Origin of the sequence: Enterobacter cloacae complex sp. IR5422 (assembly GCF_049238165.1) — a bacterium.
Taxonomy (GTDB): domain Bacteria; phylum Pseudomonadota; class Gammaproteobacteria; order Enterobacterales; family Enterobacteriaceae; genus Enterobacter; species Enterobacter roggenkampii.
This window is the reverse complement of sequence record NZ_JBMKHT010000022.1, coordinates 19825-40958: the sequence shown is the minus strand read 5'-3', so window position 1 is coordinate 40958 and position 21134 is coordinate 19825. Positions and strand designations below refer to the sequence as shown.

The 21134-nt window shown below is 55.3% G+C and carries 21 protein-coding genes; 18 read left to right on the top strand and 3 right to left on the bottom strand.

Features of this window, described 5'->3' with window-relative positions; all coding sequences use genetic code 11:
- Positions 1–71 precede the first annotated feature (71 nt).
- Complete coding sequence (locus ACOTXT_RS12650) at positions 72–1286, bottom strand: MFS transporter (RefSeq protein WP_008500804.1); 1215 nt, start codon at positions 1284–1286, stop codon at positions 72–74.
- Between the two features lie 145 nt (positions 1287–1431).
- On the opposite strand from ACOTXT_RS12650, the gene ACOTXT_RS12645 reads away from it, so the two are divergent.
- Positions 1432–2334, top strand: a complete 903-nt coding sequence (locus ACOTXT_RS12645; RefSeq protein ID WP_008500803.1) for a LysR family transcriptional regulator — start codon at positions 1432–1434, stop codon at positions 2332–2334.
- Between the two features lie 46 nt (positions 2335–2380).
- On the opposite strand, the gene rne is transcribed toward ACOTXT_RS12645, so the two are convergent.
- Positions 2381–5500, bottom strand: a complete 3120-nt coding sequence (gene rne, locus ACOTXT_RS12640; RefSeq protein WP_055321341.1) for a ribonuclease E — start codon at positions 5498–5500, stop codon at positions 2381–2383.
- Positions 5501–6072: 572 nt separating this feature from the next.
- On the opposite strand from rne, the gene rluC reads away from it, so the two are divergent.
- Positions 6073–7020 (top strand): 23S rRNA pseudouridine(955/2504/2580) synthase RluC, encoded by a 948-nt coding sequence (rluC, locus tag ACOTXT_RS12635; protein ID WP_021240761.1) that lies wholly within the window; start codon positions 6073–6075, stop codon positions 7018–7020.
- A 76-nt stretch (positions 7021–7096) separates the two neighbouring features.
- On the opposite strand, the gene ACOTXT_RS12630 is transcribed toward rluC, so the two are convergent.
- Positions 7097–7681: a Maf family protein gene (locus ACOTXT_RS12630; protein WP_032622831.1), complete on the bottom strand. Its 585-nt coding sequence runs from the start codon at positions 7679–7681 to the stop codon at positions 7097–7099.
- A 140-nt stretch (positions 7682–7821) separates the two neighbouring features.
- On the opposite strand from ACOTXT_RS12630, the gene yceD reads away from it, so the two are divergent.
- The 16 genes from yceD (at position 7822) to ACOTXT_RS12550 (ending at position 21130) form a co-directional block, all read left to right on the top strand.
- Entirely contained in the window at positions 7822–8343 is a 522-nt protein-coding gene (gene yceD, locus ACOTXT_RS12625; protein WP_021240759.1) for a 23S rRNA accumulation protein YceD, read from the top strand.
- 16 nt (positions 8344–8359) lie between these two features.
- Positions 8360–8533, top strand: coding sequence for a 50S ribosomal protein L32 (rpmF, locus tag ACOTXT_RS12620; protein ID WP_003857964.1), 174 nt, complete (start codon positions 8360–8362; stop codon positions 8531–8533).
- A gap of 80 nt (positions 8534–8613) precedes the next feature.
- On the top strand, positions 8614–9648 hold the full coding sequence (plsX, locus tag ACOTXT_RS12615) for a phosphate acyltransferase PlsX (RefSeq protein ID WP_021240758.1): 1035 nt from the start codon (positions 8614–8616) through the stop codon (positions 9646–9648).
- A 6-nt stretch (positions 9649–9654) separates the two neighbouring features.
- Positions 9655–10608: a beta-ketoacyl-ACP synthase III gene (locus ACOTXT_RS12610; protein ID WP_008500797.1), complete on the top strand. Its 954-nt coding sequence runs from the start codon at positions 9655–9657 to the stop codon at positions 10606–10608.
- A 15-nt stretch (positions 10609–10623) separates the two neighbouring features.
- Entirely contained in the window at positions 10624–11553 is a 930-nt protein-coding gene (gene fabD / locus ACOTXT_RS12605; protein ID WP_421625319.1) for an ACP S-malonyltransferase, read from the top strand.
- A 12-nt stretch (positions 11554–11565) separates the two neighbouring features.
- Positions 11566–12300 (top strand): 3-oxoacyl-ACP reductase FabG, encoded by a 735-nt coding sequence (gene fabG / locus ACOTXT_RS12600; RefSeq protein ID WP_008500795.1) that lies wholly within the window; start codon positions 11566–11568, stop codon positions 12298–12300.
- A 154-nt stretch (positions 12301–12454) separates the two neighbouring features.
- Positions 12455–12691 carry an acyl carrier protein gene (acpP, locus tag ACOTXT_RS12595; RefSeq protein WP_003857954.1) on the top strand — a complete coding sequence of 79 codons (237 nt, stop codon included), beginning with the start codon at positions 12455–12457 and terminating at the stop codon, positions 12689–12691.
- A 91-nt stretch (positions 12692–12782) separates the two neighbouring features.
- Entirely contained in the window at positions 12783–14024 is a 1242-nt protein-coding gene (fabF, locus tag ACOTXT_RS12590) for a beta-ketoacyl-ACP synthase II (RefSeq protein ID WP_008500794.1), read from the top strand.
- 121 nt (positions 14025–14145) lie between these two features.
- Positions 14146–14955 (top strand): aminodeoxychorismate lyase, encoded by an 810-nt coding sequence (gene pabC, locus ACOTXT_RS12585; RefSeq protein ID WP_039024713.1) that lies wholly within the window; start codon positions 14146–14148, stop codon positions 14953–14955.
- A gap of 2 nt (positions 14956–14957) precedes the next feature.
- Positions 14958–15980 carry a cell division protein YceG gene (gene yceG / locus ACOTXT_RS12580; protein ID WP_333164378.1) on the top strand — a complete coding sequence of 341 codons (1023 nt, stop codon included), beginning with the start codon at positions 14958–14960 and terminating at the stop codon, positions 15978–15980.
- Positions 15970–16611: a dTMP kinase gene (gene tmk / locus ACOTXT_RS12575; RefSeq protein ID WP_008500791.1), complete on the top strand. Its 642-nt coding sequence runs from the start codon at positions 15970–15972 to the stop codon at positions 16609–16611. Before yceG ends, tmk begins: the two co-directional genes overlap by 11 nt.
- Positions 16608–17612: a DNA polymerase III subunit delta' gene (gene holB, locus ACOTXT_RS12570; RefSeq protein WP_008500790.1), complete on the top strand. Its 1005-nt coding sequence runs from the start codon at positions 16608–16610 to the stop codon at positions 17610–17612. The genes tmk and holB overlap by 4 nt, the downstream gene beginning before the upstream one ends.
- A gap of 10 nt (positions 17613–17622) precedes the next feature.
- Entirely contained in the window at positions 17623–18417 is a 795-nt protein-coding gene (locus tag ACOTXT_RS12565; protein WP_008500789.1) for a metal-dependent hydrolase, read from the top strand.
- A 297-nt stretch (positions 18418–18714) separates the two neighbouring features.
- Positions 18715–20148, top strand: coding sequence for a PTS glucose transporter subunit IIBC (gene ptsG / locus ACOTXT_RS12560; protein WP_333164382.1), 1434 nt, complete (start codon positions 18715–18717; stop codon positions 20146–20148).
- Between the two features lie 246 nt (positions 20149–20394).
- Entirely contained in the window at positions 20395–20754 is a 360-nt protein-coding gene (hinT, locus tag ACOTXT_RS12555; protein WP_008500786.1) for a purine nucleoside phosphoramidase, read from the top strand.
- Between the two features lies 1 nt (position 20755).
- Positions 20756–21130: a YcfL family protein gene (locus ACOTXT_RS12550; RefSeq protein WP_095428598.1), complete on the top strand. Its 375-nt coding sequence runs from the start codon at positions 20756–20758 to the stop codon at positions 21128–21130.
- Positions 21131–21134: the final 4 nt, after the last annotated feature.

Below are 21134 nucleotides of genomic sequence, written 5' to 3'. Positions count from 1 at the left end.
TTGACCTCTTAGAACATGTCTTGAAACTGGGCATGTTTTGCTGCCCAATCCGTCTGGATTGGGCATTTTTTTTATGCGACTTCTGCCGTTACTGAGGCGACACGCGCGCTTTCTATCAGACGGATGACCAGCGCAATGACGCCACAGACGGTGGCCAGTGCGACCACACCCGTCCAGCCAGCCAGCGAGTAGATATTGCTGCCTAACGCGGACCCCAGCGCCATCCCGATAAAGACGACCGTAAAGAGCAGGGCGTTGAGACGACCACGCGCCTGCGGTTCAAGGCTGTACACCAGGTTCTGATGGGCGACCAGGCTGGACTGCAGGCCCAGGTCGAACCCGACGGCAGAGATGGCGATCAGCATCAGCTGTCCATGAACGCCCAGCGCGGGCATCAGGAACATCAGGGCGAAAGAGACGGTCACAAGAACGGCACCAAGCTGCGTGACTTTTCCTGCCCCCAGTTTGTCCGCCAGCCCCCCCGCCAGTGGGGCAGCTAACGCACCCGCGGCACCGGCAATACCAAAACCACCTGCGACGGCACTACCCAGGTGATAGCGTTCCAGCAGCATGACCGCAAGCGTTGACCAGAAGGCGCTAAAGGCAATCGACAGGAAACCCTGAGCCAGCGCCGCGCGGCGCAGCGCCGGGTAGCGACGCCACAGGTGTTCCATCGAGCGCATCAGCGCGGGGTAGCTCAGCGTGGAGTGAATGGCAAAACGGGGAAGTACAAACCACATCATTACCCCGATGAACGCAATGCTCGCCGCTGCCAGCTGGTACATGACGCGCCAGCCAAACGCTTCGCCCACCACGCCGCTCACGGTTCTGGATAATAAGATACCCATCAGCAGCCCGGTCATTACTGTACCTACGGTTTTTCCCTGTTTGCCTTCCGGCGCAAGAATGGCCGCGGCAGGGACGATATCCTGTGCCATGGTGGCGGCCATGCCGATAAGCAGGCTTGCCAGCAGCAGGGAATGGATCTGCCCGGTCAGGCTACAGCCGAGAAGAAACAGCGCCAGCGCCGCGCTTTTGATCAAAATTAACGTCCTGCGGTCGTGGCGATCGCCCAGAGGAAGCAGGAACAGGATGCCAAGCGCGTAGCCTGCCTGCGTTAATGTTGGCACCAGGCCCATACCTTCAATACTCAAATGCAGGTCGGCACCCATCAGCGGCAGCAGGGGCTGCGCGTAATAGATTGATGCCACGCTGAAGCCAGCCCCCAGAGCCAGCATAAAGATCACCCAGCGGCTTACAGCATGGGGAGTCGTTGTTGTGTTCATAAGTTGTTCCTCATTCATCGTGTGCGGCTATTTTTTATCAGTACGCCTTGCGACGGTAGCGGGCCCGGTGGTAAAACGCTTATACGCTGAACGTATAAGTGAAAATGCAATGAAAAGAGCTGAGCGTATAGACAGGGTAGAGCTAATGCGGACGTTTGTCCGCATTGTCGAGGCGGGTTCGCTCTCTGCGGCGGCGCGGCAGCTGGCAACAACCCAGGCCACGGTAAGCCGACGGTTGCAGTCGCTTGAAACCATGCTGGGCGTGCGCCTGTTGTTGCGCACCACCCACACGACGCGGCTAACGGATGACGGCGAGCGCTGCTATCAGCACGCCCGTCGGGTGATTGACAGCTGGCTGGCGCTGGAGGATGAGGTAGGGCAGACGGAAGATGAGCCTGTAGGCGTGCTGCGGGTGCGGGCGCCGCACGCGTTTGGTCAGGATCAGCTTCTGAAACCCGTAACCGAATTTTTGCAACGCTATCCGCAGCTTTCGATTGAGTGGATGCTCAACGATCGGTCGGCGGATTTCCTCGGCGACAACCTTGACTGTGCTATTCGGGTGGGCGTGGAGGTCGATCCGGCAACCGTATCCGTACTGCTGGCGGAGGTGCCGCGCTCGGTGGTAGCTTCTCCGGCACTGCTGGCCCGCTTCCCGGCGGTGAATACGCCGGAGGATTTGCAGCAGTTTCCCTGGATAGCCATCAGCTCTTTCTACCAGCGCCACGTGGAGCTTTTTCACGATGCCTCGTCCGCCACCGCGCGGATTGCTATTACGCCACGGCTCAGCACCGACAGCCTGTATGTCGCACGCAATACGGCACTGACCGGCCTTGGCGTGGCCGTGGTATCCAGCTGGACGGTACAGGACGATATTCGGGAAGGGCGGCTGGTGCATTTGCTGCCCGAGTGGCAGCCCGCGGCGCTACCGGTACATCTGGTTTATCCCTGGTCCCGTTATTATCCGGCACGCTTGCGGCGATTTCTGGAGTTGATGCGGCAGGTCATGCCGGAGGTGACCGGGATGAGAAAGCCTGTTCAGCAGCCATAAAAAAGCCGACCCAAGGGTCGGCTTTTTACTTCAGTGTCGTTTGTCGTTATTCGACAGACTGTGGACGCGTTGCCGGTGCAGTCGCCTGATGCGTTGCACTATGACCACCGGCTGCGCCTTTACCTTCGAAGCTGAAGGCCGGGCGAACCCAGTCGCTGTGACGCGGCGCTTCAGGCACGTAATCCGGCGCCGGGGCGCGGGTCATTGGTGCTGTCGCCACGTGGGCAGCGGCTGGCGCAGAGACAACCGGCTCAGGTTTCACTTCAGGCGCTTTCGGCTCTTCAACAACCGGTTCAACCTGAATCTCAACGTCCTCAACGACCTCTTCAGCGGTGGTTTCGACGAGGGTTTCAGCGGCTTCTTCTACCGCGGCTACAGGTTCAGCCTCTTCAGCGATTTCCTCAGCCACCACGACATCTTCTTCAGCAATAAGCTGCGGTGCGGCATCAACCGGCGCGGCAATCACTTCGGGATGCGTGGTTTCGACGTCCGCGGCCTGAGGTGCTTCAGTTTCAACAACCTGAGGTTCAACCACGGTTGCCGTTTCAGTCACGACCTCTTCTACCGCTGCTACAGGTGCAATGACCTCTTCCGTTACCGGCTGTTCTTCAACAACCTGCTCCGGGCGAGCAACCGGGTAGCGGATCCAGACTTTGCCGGAAGCCATTTCTGGTGAAGCACAGGCAACGGTCAGCGGCATTGGAGACTGAGTCGGGTACCGCTCGTCACGATAGCGACGACGGCGCTGGCCGCTGACGCGCAGATGACGTGGGGAACGACGTGAACGGCGCGGCATACCGGCGTTATCACGGTTTTCACCGTTTTCATCTTGCTCAATATTGTTATCAACGACCGCTGGCAGGTCAACTTTTGCCAGCTGCGTACCGGTTGCGCTCTCGCGAGTTTCAACCGCAACGTTTGCTGTCTCTTCGGTTGCTTCAGAGGCGAAGCGGACTTTCTGAGCAAGCTGGCGCTGCTTACGGCGCGGCATGACCTGAGTACGTTCTTCCTGCTCGCCGTCCTGCTGCTCAACAGGCTCTTCGCGATTCAGGTTTTTGACTTCCTGCTGTGCCTGACGCTTCTCGTCGTTACGACGACGGTTGCGTTCACGGCGCGGCTGCTGGTCGTCACGCTGTTTGCTCTTCTCAGACTCATCGCCCGCCTGCTGGCGAATTTCACGATCTTCAACATTCTGCTGCTGTTTCTCGCGACGGTTGCGACGGTTGTCTTCGCGTTGCTCACGGCCTTCGTTATTGTCAGAGCGGTTATCACGGTTGTCACGACGCTCGTTGCGCTCATTACGATCGCTACGGTCATTACGGTCGCGGCGGTTGTTCTGACGCTTACGGCGGTCCTGCTGACGTTCAGGCTTGGCCGCTTTTGGCTCTTCTTTCGGCTGCTCTGGCTGAACTTCCTCGCCGGCAAACATCTTCTTCAGCGCGCCGAAGAAGCGGCTCAGCAGACCCGGCTGCGCTGGCTGTGCTTTCGCTGCCGTCGCTTCTGGTTTCTGCGCCGCAGGTTTGGCCGCTGGTTTTTCCAGGGCGGCTTCCGGTGGGGCTTCTGGCATGATGAAGGTCGCTAACGCAGGCTGCTCTGGCAGCTTACGCTCTGCTGGCTCGTCATCAGATGGCAGGGCCATCTCTTCTTCGTGCAGCTTCGGCAGCAGGTAGCTGAGCGTTGACGTCTCTTCACCTTTACGGACACGCAGCACGTGGTAGTGCGGGGTTTCCATCTGATCGTTTGGCACGATGATGCAGCGAACACCACCCTGACGTGCTTCAATGGCACTGACCGCAGCACGTTTTTCGTTCAACAGGTAGGACGCAATTGGCACAGGCACAATCGCGTGAACCTCTTTGGTATTCTCTTTCAGCGCTTCTTCTTCAATCAGACGCAGGATAGAGAGGGACAGCGATTCGTTATCACGCACGGTACCGGTGCCGGAGCAGCGTGGGCAGACGTGATGGCTGGACTCACCCAGCGATGGGCTCAGACGCTGACGGGACATCTCCAGCAGGCCAAAGCGTGAGATATGGCTAATCTGAATACGCGCACGATCCTGACGCACCGCTTCGCGCAGACGGTTTTCTACCGCACGCTGGTGACGTACAGGGGTCATGTCGATGAAGTCGATAACAATCAGACCACCCAGGTCGCGCAGGCGGAGCTGGCGGGCGATTTCATCAGCGGCTTCAAGGTTGGTGTTGAAGGCGGTTTCTTCGATATCGCCACCGCGCGTTGCGCGAGCGGAGTTGATGTCGATAGCGGTCAGCGCTTCAGTGGTATCGATAACGATAGAACCGCCGGATGGCAGACGCACTTCACGCTGGAAGGCGGACTCAATCTGGGATTCGATCTGATAGTGGCTGAACAGCGGGATTTCACCGGTGTAGAGCTTAATTTTGCTGGTGAAATCCGGACGGCCCAGCGCGGCGATGTGCTGGCGCGCCAGCTCAAGCACTTTCGGGTTATCGATCAGAATCTCACCGATGTCCTGACGCAGGTAGTCACGGAAGGCACGCACGATCACGTTGCTTTCCTGGTGGATCAGGAACGGAGCAGGGCGGCTTTCCGCTGCTTTCTGGATGGCTTCCCAGTGCTTCAGACGGAAGCTGAGGTCCCACTGCAGCGCTTCGGCGGATTTGCCGACGCCTGCGGTACGCACGATAAGCCCCATGCCGTCAGGCAGTTCAAGGCTTGCCAGCGCTTCTTTCAGCTCGGTACGGTCATCACCTTCGATACGGCGCGAGATGCCACCCGCACGCGGGTTGTTAGGCATCAGAACCAGATAGCTCCCCGCCAGGCTGATAAAGGTTGTCAGTGCGGCACCTTTGTTGCCACGCTCTTCTTTATCAATCTGAACGATAACTTCCTGACCTTCACGCAGAACATCTTTGATGTTTGGGCGGCCATGGGCGTTGTAGTTTGCAGGGAAATATTCGCGGGCGATTTCTTTCAGAGGGAGGAAACCATGACGCTCAGCACCGTAATCGACAAATGCAGCTTCAAGGCTTGGTTCAATGCGGGTGATTTTGCCTTTGTAAATGTTCGCTTTTTTCTGTTCGTGTCCAGGACTTTCGATATCCAGATCGTACAGGCGCTGCCCATCCACAAGGGCGACACGCAACTCTTCTTGCTGAGTTGCGTTGATTAACATTCTTTTCATCGTAACTTACTCGTTATTCTTACATTGACGACAAAGCTGCGGGCAAGGTGACGCTTTCCGGGGTATGAACCGATGGCCTCGTGTCTGTTCACGTCGCCAACCTCACGGTTGTCGCTCGCTTAAGAGGCGCAGAGTGTCGGTTGCCTGTGTTTCATACGGAAACACAGCGCAATTATCAGGGGAATTGCCTGGGTAGAACTCTCCAGAGAACAATCCTTATACCGGGAAGTACTGCAACCCGCAGCCCGCTAACTGCCTGAAAGATCAATACGTCTTACGCCATTGCTGCGTGGATGATCGGTCAGACAAAATTGGTCATTCCGTCGACATCCTTACAAAACCCGGATTTAACGCGGAAAACGACCTCATTATTCCACTGCTCGCCGGGTTATAGCAAGATGACTTTTACCAATTATCACCCGGTTACTCACAGTTTCTTCACCTCAAGGTGGTGATTGGTTTAATAACCACCAAATCGATTGCGTGAAACGGGGCGCAGGCCGGATAAAAGTAAATATAAGCATAGAAAAATGAGTGGCGCTAATGGCTGACGATATTTAGAATCGCCAACCATGAAAACAGAGACTCCAGCCGTAAAAATGGTTGCCATCGCCGAAGATGAAGCGGGGCAACGTATCGATAACTTCTTGCGCACCCAGTTGAAAGGGGTGCCAAAGAGCATGATTTACCGCATCCTGCGTAAGGGCGAAGTGCGGGTGAACAAAAAACGCGTGAAGCCCGAGTACAAACTCGAGGCGGGCGATGAAGTGCGCATTCCGCCGGTGCGCGTGGCAGAGCGTGAAGAAGAGACCGTTTCACCGAAGCTACAGAAAGTGGCGGCCCTGAGCGATGTCATCCTTTACGAAGATGACCACATTCTGGTGCTGAATAAACCGTCAGGAACGGCAGTCCATGGCGGTAGCGGCCTGAGCTTCGGTGTGATTGAAGGGCTCCGCGCGCTGCGCCCGGAAGCGCGTTTCCTTGAACTGGTGCACCGTCTCGACCGTGACACCTCTGGCGTGCTGCTGGTAGCGAAAAAACGTTCTGCGCTGCGTTCCCTGCATGAACAGCTGCGTGAAAAAGGGATGCAGAAAGACTACCTGGCGCTGGTGCGCGGCCAGTGGCAATCCCATGTAAAAGTGGTGCAGGCGCCGCTGCTGAAGAACATTCTGCAAAGCGGCGAGCGTATTGTCCGCGTCAGCCAGGAAGGGAAACCGTCTGAGACGAGGTTTAAGGTTGAAGAGCGCTATGAGTTTGCCACGCTGGTGCGCTGCAGTCCTGTGACCGGTCGTACCCACCAGATCCGCGTACATACGCAGTTTGCAGGGCACCCCATCGCGTTTGATGACCGCTATGGCGACCGCGAGTTTGATAAGCAGCTGGCGGGAACGGGGCTATCGCGTCTGTTCCTGCATGCGGCAGCGCTGAAATTTACCCACCCAAATACCGGTGAAGTCATCCGTATTGAAGCGCCGCTGGATGAGCAGTTGAAACGCTGCCTGAAGGTTCTGCGCGGCTGATTTTGCCCGGCGGCGCTGCGCTTGCAAGGGCCTACGGTTTTGTAGGCCGGGTAAACGCAGCGCCACCCGGCGAAGGTCACATCGTCAGCGGATTACACTCTTCTCGCCGTAACATCTGACACAAGGCAATCAGCGGTAACCCCACCAGGGTGTTCGGATCCCGACCGTCCAGCTTGTCGAACAGCGCAATCCCCAGCCCCTCACTTTTAAAGCTCCCCGCGCAGTTCAGCGGACGCTCACGACGCACATAATCCATAATCTCTTGCTCGCTGAGATGGCGGAAGTGTACGTCGAACGGCTCGCACTCCGTTTGCAGATGGCCTGACGCGGCGTTATAGAGGGCGAGGCCCGTATAGAAGGTCACGATAGTACCGCGCGCACGCAGAAGCTGCTGGCAGGCATTTTCCTCTGTATGCGGCTTGCCGGTGATTTCGCCGTCCAGTACGCAAACCTGATCCGAGCCTATAATCAAATGCGAAGGATAGCGTGCGGCCAGCGACTGCGCCTTCTCCTTAGCAAGACGCGTCACCAGATGGCGCGGTGACTCGCCCGGCTGTGGCGTCTCATCCACGTCTGGAGCAGCGCATTCAAACGGGATCCCAAGCTTTTCCAGCAGCATTCGGCGGTAGGGAGACGTGGAAGCAAGGACGAGATTTGGCATATTTTTATCACCAGATATAGCGTATCGATGCCAGCCATTTTAAACTACAGGCCGCAATGTGTGCGAATAATTGGCAAAAGGCAGCTCTGGTTGCCTTTTTCTTTGACTCTATGACGTTACAAAGTTAATATGCGCGCCCTATGCAAAAGGTAAAATTACCCCTGACTCTTGATCCGGTACGTACGGCTCAAAAACGCCTCGATTACGAAGGTATCTATACTTCCGATCAGGCTGAGCGTATTGCCGAATCCGTAGTCAGTGTGGACAGTGATGTAGAATGCTCCATGTCGTTCGCTATCGACAACCAGCGCCTCGCCGTGTTAACCGGTGATGCAAAGGTGACGGTAACGCTCGAGTGTCAGCGTTGCGGGAAACCGTTTGTACAGCATGTTCACACAACGTATTGTTTCAGTCCGGTTCGTTCTGACGAACAGGCTGAAGCACTCCCGGAAGCGTATGAGCCGATTGAGGTTAACGAATTCGGTGAAATCGATCTTCTGGCTCTGGTTGAAGATGAAATCATCCTCTCCTTGCCAGTCGTTCCGGTGCATGATTCTGAACACTGTGAAGTGTCCGAGGCGGACATGGTCTTTGGGGAACTGCCTGATGAAGCGCAAAAACCAAACCCATTTGCCGTATTAGCCAGCTTAAAGCGTAAGTAATTGAGGAGTAAGGTCCATGGCCGTACAACAGAATAAACCAACCCGTTCCAAACGTGGCATGCGTCGTTCCCATGACGCGCTGACTGCAGTTACCAGCCTGTCTGTAGACAAGACTTCTGGTGAGAAACACCTGCGTCACCACATCACCGCTGACGGTTTCTACCGCGGCCGCAAGGTTATCACTAAGTAATCACGCGTCAGCGTGATTAGGCTTAGTGAGGAGCTCCCCGTGCAAACGGGGAACTTACCGAACCAGGCTGCGACGATACCTTGACACGTCTAACCCTGGCGTTAGATGTCATGGGGGGAGATTTTGGCCCTTCCGTGACAGTGCCTGCAGCATTGCAGGCACTGAATTCTAATTCGCAACTCACTCTTCTTTTAGTCGGCAATCCCGACGCAATCACGCCATTACTTGCAAAAGCTGACTTTGAACAACGTTCACGTCTGCAGATTATTCCTGCGCAGTCAGTTATTGCCAGTGATGCCCGACCCTCGCAGGCGATTCGCAATAGCCGCGGCAGCTCGATGCGGATAGCGCTGGAGCTGGTGAAAGAAGGACGAGCCCAGGCTTGCGTCAGCGCGGGTAATACCGGCGCGCTGATGGGACTGGCGAAATTGTTGCTCAAACCGATTGACGGTATTGAGCGCCCGGCGCTGGTGACGGTGTTGCCGCATCAGCAGAAGGGCAAGACGGTGGTGCTCGATTTGGGCGCGAACGTCGATTGTGATAGTACAATGCTGGCTCAGTTTGCCGTAATGGGATCGGTGCTGGCAGAAGAAGTGGTCGGGATCAATACTCCCCGTGTTGCGTTACTGAACATTGGTGAAGAAGAGACCAAAGGCCTGGACAGCATTCGCGAAGCAGCTGAATTGCTCAAACAGGTTCCCTCCATCAACTATATTGGTTATCTCGAAGCCAATGAGTTGTTGACGGGTAAAACGGATGTTCTGGTCTGCGATGGCTTCACCGGAAACGTAACGTTGAAGACCATGGAAGGGGTCGTGCGGATGTTTCTTTCTCTGCTGAAATCACAGGGAGAGGGCAAAAAAAGCGCCTGGTGGCTGATTTTATTGAAGCGTTGGTTACAAAAGAGCCTGACGCGGCGATTCAGTCACCTCAACCCCGACCAGTATAATGGCGCCTGTCTGTTAGGATTGCGCGGCATCGTGATTAAGAGTCATGGCGCCGCCAATCAGCGAGCATTTTCTGTCGCCATTGAACAGGCAGTGCAGGCGGTGCAGCGACAAGTCCCTCAGCGGATTGCCGCTCGCCTGGAATCTGTATTAGCTAAAAGTGACTGAGCGTACATGTATACGAAGATTTTAGGTACCGGCAGCTACCTGCCAAAACAAGTGCGTACCAACGCCGATCTGGAAAAAATGGTAGATACGTCTGACGAGTGGATTGTCACGCGCACAGGTATCCGTGAACGTCGTATCGCCGCGCCAGACGAAACCGTGTCCACCATGGGTTACGAAGCCGCACAGCGTGCTATCGAGATGGCGGGCATTGATAAAGAACAGATCGGTTTGATCGTGGTGGCCACGACGTCTGCTACACATGCTTTCCCAAGCGCGGCATGCCAGGTGCAGAATATGCTCGGCATTAAAGGTTGCCCGGCGTTTGACGTTGCCGCTGCGTGCGCAGGTTTTACCTATGCGCTGAGCGTTGCCGATCAGTACGTGAAGTCCGGAGCCGTCAAATATGCGCTGGTGATCGGTGCTGACGTGCTGGCGCGTACCTGCGATCCAACCGATCGCGGAACGATCATTATTTTTGGTGATGGTGCGGGCGCGGTGCTGCTGGGGCAGTCCGAAGAGCCGGGTATCATCTCTACGCATCTGCATGCTGATGGCAGCTACGGTGAGCTTTTGACCCTGCCTAACGCCGATCGCGTTAATCCGGACAACTCGATTTACCTGACCATGGCAGGGAACGAGGTGTTCAAGGTGGCGGTGACTGAGCTTGCGCACATTGTTGATGAAACGCTGGAAGCGAATAACCTTGAGCGCTCCGCGCTCGACTGGCTGGTGCCGCATCAGGCGAACCTGCGTATCATCAGCGCGACCGCGAAAAAGCTGGGCATGTCGATGGATAACGTTGTGGTGACGCTGGATCGTCACGGCAACACCTCTGCGGCGTCAGTACCGTGCGCATTTGATGAAGCGGTACGCGACGGGCGAATCAAACGGGGCCAGCTGGTCTTGCTTGAAGCCTTCGGTGGCGGGTTCACCTGGGGTTCCGCGCTGGTTCGTTTCTAGGATAAGGAATAAAAAATGACGCAATTTGCTTTTGTGTTCCCAGGGCAGGGCTCTCAAACCGTTGGGATGTTGTCTGAAATGGCAGCACACTATCCGGTCATTGAAGAGACTTTCCGTGAAGCTTCTGATGCACTGGGTTATGATTTATGGGCGCTGACCCAGCAGGGCCCGGCCGAAGAACTGAACAAAACCTGGCAGACACAGCCAGCGTTGCTGACAGCGTCCGTTGCGCTGTGGCGTGTCTGGCAGCAGCAGGGCGGTAAAGCGCCAGCGCTGCTCGCGGGCCATAGTCTGGGTGAATACTCAGCGCTGGTCTGTGCCGGTGTGATCGCGTTTGCTGACGCCGTACGTCTGGTGGAACTGCGCGGTAAATTCATGCAGGAAGCGGTGCCAGAAGGCACAGGTGGCATGTCTGCTATCATCGGTCTGGATGATGCTGCGATTGCAAAAGCGTGTGAAGAATCTGCTGAAGGGCAGGTGGTTTCACCGGTTAACTTCAACTCGCCGGGCCAGGTGGTTATCGCTGGTCATAAAGAAGCGGTTGAGCGTGCCGGTGCTGCCTGTAAAGCTGCTGGCGCGAAACGCGCGCTGCCGCTGCCGGTCAGCGTGCCGTCCCACTGTACGTTAATGAAGCCAGCCGCCGAGAAACTGGCGGTTGAGCTGGAAAAAATTACGTTTAACGCACCGACGATTGCCGTTGTGAACAACGTCGATGTGAAATGCGAAACCGCGCCGGAAGCTATCCGCGACGCACTGGTTCGCCAGCTCTACAGCCCGGTACAGTGGACCAAAACCGTTGAGTTTATGGCCGCTCAGGGCGTTGAGCATCTGTATGAAGTCGGCCCAGGGAAAGTCCTCACCGGTCTGACGAAACGTATTGTTGACACCCTGACAGCCTCGGCGATTAACGAGCCGGAAGCGATGTCAGCGGCACTCTCGCAATAAAAGAGGAATACCATGAGTTTTGAAGGAAAAATCGCCCTGGTGACTGGCGCAAGCCGCGGTATCGGGCGTGCAATTGCTGAAACACTGGTTGCGCGCGGCGCGAAGGTGATTGGTACAGCAACCAGCGAGAATGGCGCGCAGGCCATCAGCGAGTATCTGGGTGCGAACGGTAAAGGTCTGGTACTGAATGTGACCGAACCAGCATCTATCGAATCTGTTCTGGAAAATATTCGCGCAGAGTTTGGTGAAGTGGATATTCTGGTCAATAATGCCGGGATCACTCGCGACAACCTTCTGATGCGAATGAAAGATGACGAGTGGAACGATATTATCGAAACCAACCTGTCATCTGTATTCCGTCTGTCAAAAGCGGTAATGCGCGCTATGATGAAAAAGCGTCATGGTCGTATTATCACTGTTGGTTCTGTGGTTGGTACCATGGGAAATGCTGGTCAGGCTAACTACGCTGCGGCGAAAGCAGGTCTGATCGGTTTCAGTAAATCGCTGGCGCGTGAAGTCGCGTCCCGCGGGATTACTGTAAACGTTGTTGCTCCGGGCTTTATTGAAACGGACATGACGCGTGCGCTGACCGATGAGCAGCGTGCGGGTACACTGGCGGCAGTTCCGGCGGGTCGTCTTGGCGACCCTAAAGAAATCGCCAGTGCGGTTGCATTTTTAGCCTCTGACGAAGCGGGTTACATCACTGGTGAGACCCTCCACGTCAACGGCGGGATGTACATGGTTTAATCACGATCGAAAATATTTGCGTTATTAGGGCAAATGGCCTCAAAATAACGTAAAATCGTGGTAAGACCTGCCGGGATTTAGTTGCAAATTTTTCAACATTTTATACACTACGAAAACCATCGCGAAAGCGAGTTTTGATAGGAAATTTAAGAGTATGAGCACTATCGAAGAACGCGTTAAGAAAATTATCGGCGAACAGCTGGGCGTTAAGCAGGAAGAAGTTGTGAACTCCGCTTCCTTCGTTGAAGACCTGGGCGCAGATTCTCTTGACACCGTTGAGCTGGTAATGGCTCTGGAAGAAGAGTTTGATACTGAGATTCCGGACGAAGAAGCTGAGAAAATCACCACCGTTCAGGCTGCCATTGATTACATCAACGGCCACCAGGCGTAAGTGAACATCTCCAGGCGGTCATTCGACCGCCTGAGTTTTATCTTTTTTAGTCCCACGAATCTCTTTTTTTATCCCTCCCTGGAGGACAAACGTGTCTAAGCGTCGTGTAGTTGTGACCGGACTTGGCATGTTGTCTCCTGTCGGCAATACCGTAGAGTCCACCTGGAAAGCTCTCCTTGCCGGTCAGAGCGGCATCAGCCTAATCGACCATTTCGATACTAGCGCCTATGCAACGAAATTTGCTGGCTTAGTAAAGGATTTTAACTGTGAAGAGATCATCTCGCGCAAAGAACAGCGCAAGATGGATGCCTTCATTCAATATGGAATTGTCGCTGGCGTTCAGGCCATGCAGGATTCTGGCCTTGAGATTACGGAAGAGAACGCAACCCGTATCGGCGCTGCTATCGGCTCCGGTATTGGCGGTCTTGGCCTGATCGAGGAAAACCATACATCGCTGATGAATGGCGGACCGCGTAAGATCAGCCCGTTCTTCGTTCCGTCCACGATTGTTAACATGGTGGCAGGTCACCTGACCATTATGTTCGGCCTGCGTGGGCCAAGCATTTCTATCGCTACCGCGTGTACGTCTGGCGTGCATAACATCGGCCAGGCCGCGCGTATCATTGCGTACGGCGATGCAGATGCTATGGTTGCGGGCGGTGCTGAAAAAGCCAGTACCCCATTGGGTGTCGGTGGCTTTGGTGCAGCGCGTGCGCTTTCTACCCGTAACGATAATCCTCAGGCGGCGAGCCGTCCGTGGGATAAAGACCGCGATGGTTTCGTGTTGGGTGACGGCGCAGGTATGCTCGTGCTGGAAGAGTACGAACATGCGAAAAAACGCGGTGCGAAAATTTATGCTGAAGTCGTTGGCTTTGGTATGAGCAGCGATGCTTATCACATGACCTCTCCTCCGGAGAACGGTGCGGGTGCTGCGCTGGCGATGGAAAACGCGATCCGTGATGCGGGTATTACCCCAGCGCAGATTGGCTACGTTAACGCTCACGGTACCTCTACGCCAGCGGGCGACAAAGCTGAAGCGCAGGCTGTGAAGTCTATCTTCGGCGAGTCTGCCAGCCGCGTACTGGTTAGCTCCACGAAATCTATGACCGGTCACCTGCTGGGTGCTGCGGGTGCAGTAGAGTCCATCTACTCTATCCTTGCGCTGCGCGATCAGGCTGTTCCGCCAACCATCAACCTGGATAACCCGGATGAAGGTTGCGATCTGGACTTCGTTCCTCATGAAGCGCGCCAGGTTAGCGGTATGGAGTACACCCTGTGTAACTCCTTCGGCTTTGGCGGCACGAATGGTTCTCTGATCTTCAAAAAGGTCTGAGCCTGACGGCCCGAAAGCTATAAAAAAAGGTCCGCTTGCCGGGCCTTTTTTATTAAGCCTAATCTTCTTGTCGGTTGCATGGCATCCTGCCAGACTAAACGCCCACGCATAAGGAGCCACCATGTTTTTAATTAATGGCCTTGAGCAAGACACGCTGCCGGCAAGCGACAGGGCGACGCAGTTTGGCGATGGCTGCTTTACGACTGCGCGTATTCTGGAAGGCGACGTGTGCTTGCTTGATGCACACCTCCGCCGTTTACAAGACGCCTGCCAGACGTTACTGATCCCTTTTACGCAGTGGGAAATTCTTGAACATGAGATGCGTCAGCTGGCGTCAGGTAAAACCAGCGGTGTCTTAAAAGTTATCATTAGCCGAGGCAGCGGTGGGCGGGGGTACAGCGGTGCCGCCTGTACGCATCCAACACGTATTCTCTCTGTTTCAGCTTATCCTGCTCACTATGCGCGCTGGCGTGAAGAGGGCGTGACGTTGACGCTGAGCCCGGTGCGGCTGGGGCGAAACCCGATGCTTGCCGGACTAAAACATCTTAACCGCCTTGAACAGGTGCTTATTCGTACTCATCTTGAACAGACGGACGCCGATGAGGCGCTAGTCCTTGACAGTGAAGGGCGCATTACGGAATGCTGTGCGGCTAATTTACTCTGGCGTAAGGGGCGCGACGTCTTTACGCCTTCGCTGGCGCAGGCTGGCGTTAACGGCATCATGCGCCAGTTTTGTTTACAGCAGCTCGCACGTTCAGACTTTCGCATTGTCGAAGTTTGCGCAGGAGAAGACGCGCTACATACCGCCGATGAAGTTGTGATCTGCAATGCGTTGATGCCTGTTATCGCCGTCCGTGCGTATGACCAACAGCGCTGGTCTTCGCGCGAGCTGTTCCAGTTTTTAGCCCCGATATGTGAGCAAACCAGATAGTCATGAAGAAAATGTTGCGTTTTGTCCTTCTCCTTATTATTGCGCTGGGCATTGCTGGCGGAGCGGGAGTATGGAAAGTCCGCCAGCTGGCGAACAGTAAAATCTTGATTAAAGACGAGACGATTTTTACCCTGAAAGCCGGTACCGGGCGGATGGCGCTGGGCGAGCAGCTTTACGGGGATAAAATCATCAACCGTCCACGCGTGTTCCAGTGGTTATTGCGTATTGAGCCTGACCTAGCTCACTTCAAGGCTGGTACCTACCGCTTTACGCCCGGCATGACCGTCAGAGAGATGCTGCAACTGCTGGAAAGCGGTAAAGAAGCCCAGTTCCCGCTGCGTTTTGTCGAAGGGATGCGCCTGAGCGATTACCTCAAACAGCTGCGCGATGCGCCGTATATCAAACATACCCTGAAGGACGACAGCTACCAGACGGTGGCCGACGTGCTCAAGTTTGAGCATCCCGAGTGGGTAGAGGGCTGGTTCTGGCCGGATACCTGGATGTACACCGCAGGCACGACCGATGTGGCGATCCTGAAGCGGGCGCACAAAAAAATGGTCGCCGCCGTGGATGCCGCCTGGGAAGGGCGAATGGATGGTTTACCTTATAAAGATCAAAATCAGTTTGTTACCATGGCCTCGATTATCGAGAAAGAGACCGCCGTTGCTGCTGAACGCGATCGGGTGGCGTCAGTATTTATCAATCGTCTGCGCATTGGTATGCGCCTGCAAACCGACCCTACCGTCATCTACGGCATGGGAGAGAACTATACGGGCAAGATTTCCAGAAAAGATCTGGAAACGCCAACGGCGTATAATACCTACGTGATTAGCGGTTTACCGCCTGGCCCGATTGCCACGCCGAGCGAGGCTTCTCTCAAAGCCGCCGCGCACCCGGCGAAAACACCGTATCTCTATTTTGTGGCTGATGGAAAAGGGGGGCATACCTTTAACACCAACCTTGCCAGCCACAATCGCTCTGTTCAGGACTATCTGAAGGCACTTAAGGAAAAAAATGCGCAGTAAATACATTGTCATTGAGGGACTCGAAGGGGCGGGTAAAACCACTGCCCGCAACGTAGTGGTGGACACGCTGAAATCGCTTGGCGTCGCCGACATGGTCTTCACCCGCGAGCCGGGCGGTACACAACTTGCGGAGAAACTGCGCAGCCTGGTGCTGGATATTAAATCCGTTGGCGACGAAGTTATCACTGACAAAGCCGAAGTGTTGATGTTCTACGCGGCGCGCGTACAGCTGGTTGAGACGGTGATCAAACCCGCGTTGGCCGAGGGTAAATGGGTGATCGGCGATCGCCACGATTTGTCGACTCAGGCCTACCAGGGCGGGGGACGCGGTATTGACCAGACGATGCTGGCAACGCTGCGCGATGCCGTACTGGGTGATTTTCGCCCCGACCTGACCCTCTATCTGGACGTTACGCCGGAAGTGGGCCTCAAACGCGCCCGCGCGCGCGGCGAGCTGGACCGCATTGAACAAGAGTCCTTTGATTTCTTTAACCGCACCCGTGCGCGCTATCTTGAGCTGGCGGCACAGGATAGCGCTATTCGTACCATCGATGCGACGCAGTCGCTGGATGACGTCACGCACAACATCCAGCAGACCGTTACGCAGTGGGTACAGGAGCAGCAGGCATGAAATGGTATCCATGGTTGCGTCCGCACTTTGAGCAGCTGATCGGCAGCTATCAGGCGGGGCGGGGGCATCATGCGTTACTGATTCAGGCATTGCCAGGGATGGGGGATGAGGCGCTAATTTATGCCCTCACCCGTTTTCTGATGTGCCAGCAGCCGGAAGGGCACAAAAGCTGTGGTAAGTGCCGCGGCTGCCAGCTGATGCAGGCGGGCACACATCCTGACTACTACACCCTTGAGCCTGAGAAGGGCAAGAGCGCGCTGGGTATTGATGCCGTGCGTGAAGTTAGTGAAAAATTGTACGAACATGCGCGTCTGGGTGGCGCTAAGGTCGTCTTGCTCAAAGACGCCACCCTGCTGACCGAGGCGGCGGCTAACGCCCTGCTTAAGACTCTTGAAGAGCCGCCGGAAAAAACGTGGTTTTTCCTCTCGTGCCGCGATCCGGGACGATTGCTGGCGACGTTGCGCAGCCGCTGCCGTCTTCATCACCTTGCGGTGCCTCAGGAATCATGGGCGCTGAGCTGGCTGGAGCGAGAGGTGACAACGTCACCTGAAAGTGCGCTGTCCGCCTTGCGCCTGAGTAGCGGCGCGCCCGCGGCGGCGCTGGCCTTGCTGCAACCTGACGTCTGGTCACAGCGAGAAGCGCTCTGCCGGGCCGTCGAAGCGGCGCTGAATAACAACGACTGGCTAAGCTTACTCCCGACACTTAACAGCGATAGTGCCGTTGAGCGTCTGCACTGGCTGGCCGCGTTGCTGCTGGATGCCCTTAAAATTCAGCAAGGGGCAACGCTGCTGACTAACCCTGACGCGTGGCCACTGGTGAGTACGCTGGCGAACCGCCTCTCCGGCGCGATTCTTCACGCGATGCTTCATGAAGTTTGCCAGAGCCGCGAACAGCTTTTAACCGTGACGGGTCTTAATCGCGAGCTTTTACTGACCGACCAGTTACTGCGTATTGAACATTACCTGCAACCCGGCGTCACACCGCCAGTTTCCCATCTCTGAGAGAGACATTATGTTTTTAGTCGACTCACACTGCCATCTTGATGGCCTGGATTATCAATCCCTGCATAAAAACGTGGATGACGTGCTGGAAAAAGCCGCTGCCCGCGATGTGAAATTCTGCCTTGCGGTGGCGACGACGCTGCCGGGTTATCGCACCATGCGTGAGCTGGTGGGCGTTCGCGACAACGTGGTGTTCTCCTGCGGCGTGCATCCGCTGAATCAGGACGAGGCGTATGACGTTGAGGAACTGCGCCGACTGGCAGCAGAAGAGGGCGTGGTGGCGATGGGGGAGACCGGCCTGGACTATTTTTACACGCCGGAAACGAAACCGCGACAGCAGGAGTCCTTCCGCCATCATATCCGCATTGGCCGCGAACTGAACAAGCCGGTCATTGTGCATACCCGCGATGCGCGTGCCGATACCCTGGCGATCCTTCGGGAAGAAAACGTGACGGATTGCGGTGGCGTACTACACTGTTTCACAGAAGACAGAGAAACGGCGGGTAAACTGCTTGATTTAGGGTTTTATATTTCGTTTTCCGGGATCGTGACGTTCCGTAACGCTGAGCAGCTCCGGGATGCCGCGCGTTATGTTCCGCTCGATCGCATTCTGGTGGAGACAGACTCTCCGTATCTGGCCCCGGTTCCGCATCGCGGTAAAGAGAACCAACCGGCGATGACGCGAGACGTGGCTGAGTACATGGCCGTACTGAAGGGCGTCAGCATCGAAGAGCTGGCCCGCGTGACCACGGAAAACTTCTCAACGCTGTTCCATATTGACCCCGCCCGCCTGCAATCTGTCTGATACACCTGTTTTTTTTAGGCTCGTAATTAATAAATAAAACGAGTAAAGTTCACCGCCTCATTTGGGGCGGTGAGGGTGTTTTTAGACACATCCGGACATGCTTTTTGTAAATAACTGAAAGTTTTTCGACCGCCTTAAGCTGAAACGTGATAGCCGTCAAACAAACTCAGAGGGAATTATTTTACTCTGTGTAATAAATAAAGGGCGCTTAGATGTCCTGTCCACGGCACGGTACTCCCCCCGGGCCAATGCGTGAAAGCGTAAAAAAAGCACAAATACTCAGGAGCACTCTCAATTATGTTTAAGAATGCATTTGCTAACCTGCAAAAGGTCGGTAAATCGCTGATGCTGCCAGTATCCGTACTGCCTATCGCAGGTATCCTGCTGGGTGTCGGTTCTGCTAACTTCAGCTGGCTGCCAGCCGTAGTGTCCCATGTGATGGCCGAAGCAGGCGGTTCTGTCTTTGCTAACATGCCACTGATCTTCGCGATCGGTGTGGCTCTGGGCTTCACCAATAACGACGGCGTATCTGCGCTGGCTGCAGTGGTTGCTTACGGCATCATGGTGAAAACCATGGCTGTGGTTGTGCCGCTGGTTCTGCATTTACCGGCAGAAGAGATCGCCGCGAAACACCTGGCGGACACCGGTGTTCTGGGCGGTATCATTTCCGGTGCGATTGCAGCGTACATGTTCAACCGCTTCTATCGCATCAAGCTGCCTGAGTACCTGGGCTTCTTCGCGGGCAAGCGTTTCGTTCCGATCATCTCTGGTCTGGCAGCGATTTTCACTGGCGTGATCCTGTCCTTCATCTGGCCACCAATCGGCTCCGCTATCCAGACCTTCTCTCAGTGGGCTGCTTACCAGAACCCGGTTGTGGCGTTTGGTATCTACGGCTTCATCGAGCGTTGCCTGGTGCCATTCGGTCTGCACCACATCTGGAACGTTCCATTCCAGATGCAGATTGGTGAATTCACCAACGCAGCAGGCCAGGTATTCCACGGCGATATCCCACGTTACATGGCGGGTGATCCAACTGCAGGTAAACTGTCTGGTGGCTTCCTGTTCAAAATGTACGGTCTGCCAGCAGCGGCGATTGCTATCTGGCACTCTGCTAAGCCAGAGAACCGTGCAAAAGTGGGCGGTATCATGATCTCCGCAGCGCTGACCTCGTTCCTGACCGGTATCACCGAGCCGATCGAGTTCTCCTTCATGTTCGTTGCGCCGATCCTGTACGTTATCCACGCGATTCTGGCGGGTCTGGCGTTCCCAATCTGTATTCTGCTGGGTATGCGTGACGGTACGTCCTTCTCTCACGGTCTGATCGACTTCATCGTTCTGTCCGGTAACAGCAGCAAACTGTGGCTGTTCCCAATCGTGGGTGCGTGCTACGCCGTTGTTTACTACACCATCTTCCGCGTGCTGATTAAAGCACTGGACCTGAAAACCCCAGGCCGTGAAGATGCGACAGAAGACAGCAAAGCTGGCGCGACCAGCGAAATGGCTCCGGCACTGGTTGCCGCGTTCGGCGGTAAAGAGAACATCACTAACCTGGACGCGTGTATCACTCGTCTGCGTGTGAGCGTTGCCGACGTCGCGAAAGTAGACCAGCCGGGTCTGAAAAAACTGGGCGCAGCGGGCGTGGTTGTTGCAGGTTCTGGTGTACAGGCAATTTTCGGTACGAAATCCGATAACCTGAAAACCGAAATGGATGAATACATCCGCAACAACTAAGCTGTGACCTGGGGAGACTAAGGCAGCCGAATGGCTGCCTTTTTTATTTCTGTCTTAAAAAAATGCAGCAGCGCGCTTTAACGGTCACTCTTCGTTCAGCTGATGAACATTCAGGAAAGAAATCGAGGGAGGAGGTTGAAAGGACAGGAGAAACTCGCTCATACTCTTGAATTGTGTCACGCACTCAACCAGAGCGTGTGTTAACAGCAATTGCTCGCGCCAGATTAAACAAAAAAGGAAAAGGTCATGGCTGAAGAAACGATTTTCAGTAAAATTATCCGTCGCGAAATCCCGTCGGATATCGTCTATCAGGATGAACTGGTAACGGCTTTCCGGGATATTTCCCCTCAGGCCCCGACGCACGTCCTTATCATTCCCAATATTCTGATTCCGACCGTAAACGACGTAAAAACCGAGCATGAAGTGGCGTTAGGTCGTATGCTGACGGTGGCCGCGAAAATCGCTGAACAGGAAGGCATTGCAGAAGACGGTTACCGTCTGATCATGAACTGCAACCGTCATGGTGGTCAGGAAGTTTATCATATTCACATGCATCTGCTGGGTGGACGTCCTCTGGGGCCGATGCTGGCACATAAAGGTCTTTGATATGCGTAAAGGGCGTATTGCAGCGCTGGTATTGACGATGATGATTGTGGGGTGCAGCTCGCGCCCGGCGATCCCCGTGAACGATGAACAGACGCTGGTGATGGAATCCTCCGTGCTTGCCGCGGGCATCACGGCGCAACAACCCGTGCTGACCATCAGTGAAATCAATTCCTCTGCCTCCTCTACGCTCTTTAATGAAAGACATGAACCCGTGACGATCCACTACCGTTTTTTCTGGTATGACGTAAGAGGTCTTGAAATGCATCCGCTGGAGGCGCCGCGCAGCGTCACCATTCCGGCCAGATCGTCGGTAACGCTCTATGGCAGCGCCAACTATCTGGGTGCGCATAAGGTGAGACTTTATCTTTATCTCTAAGGGG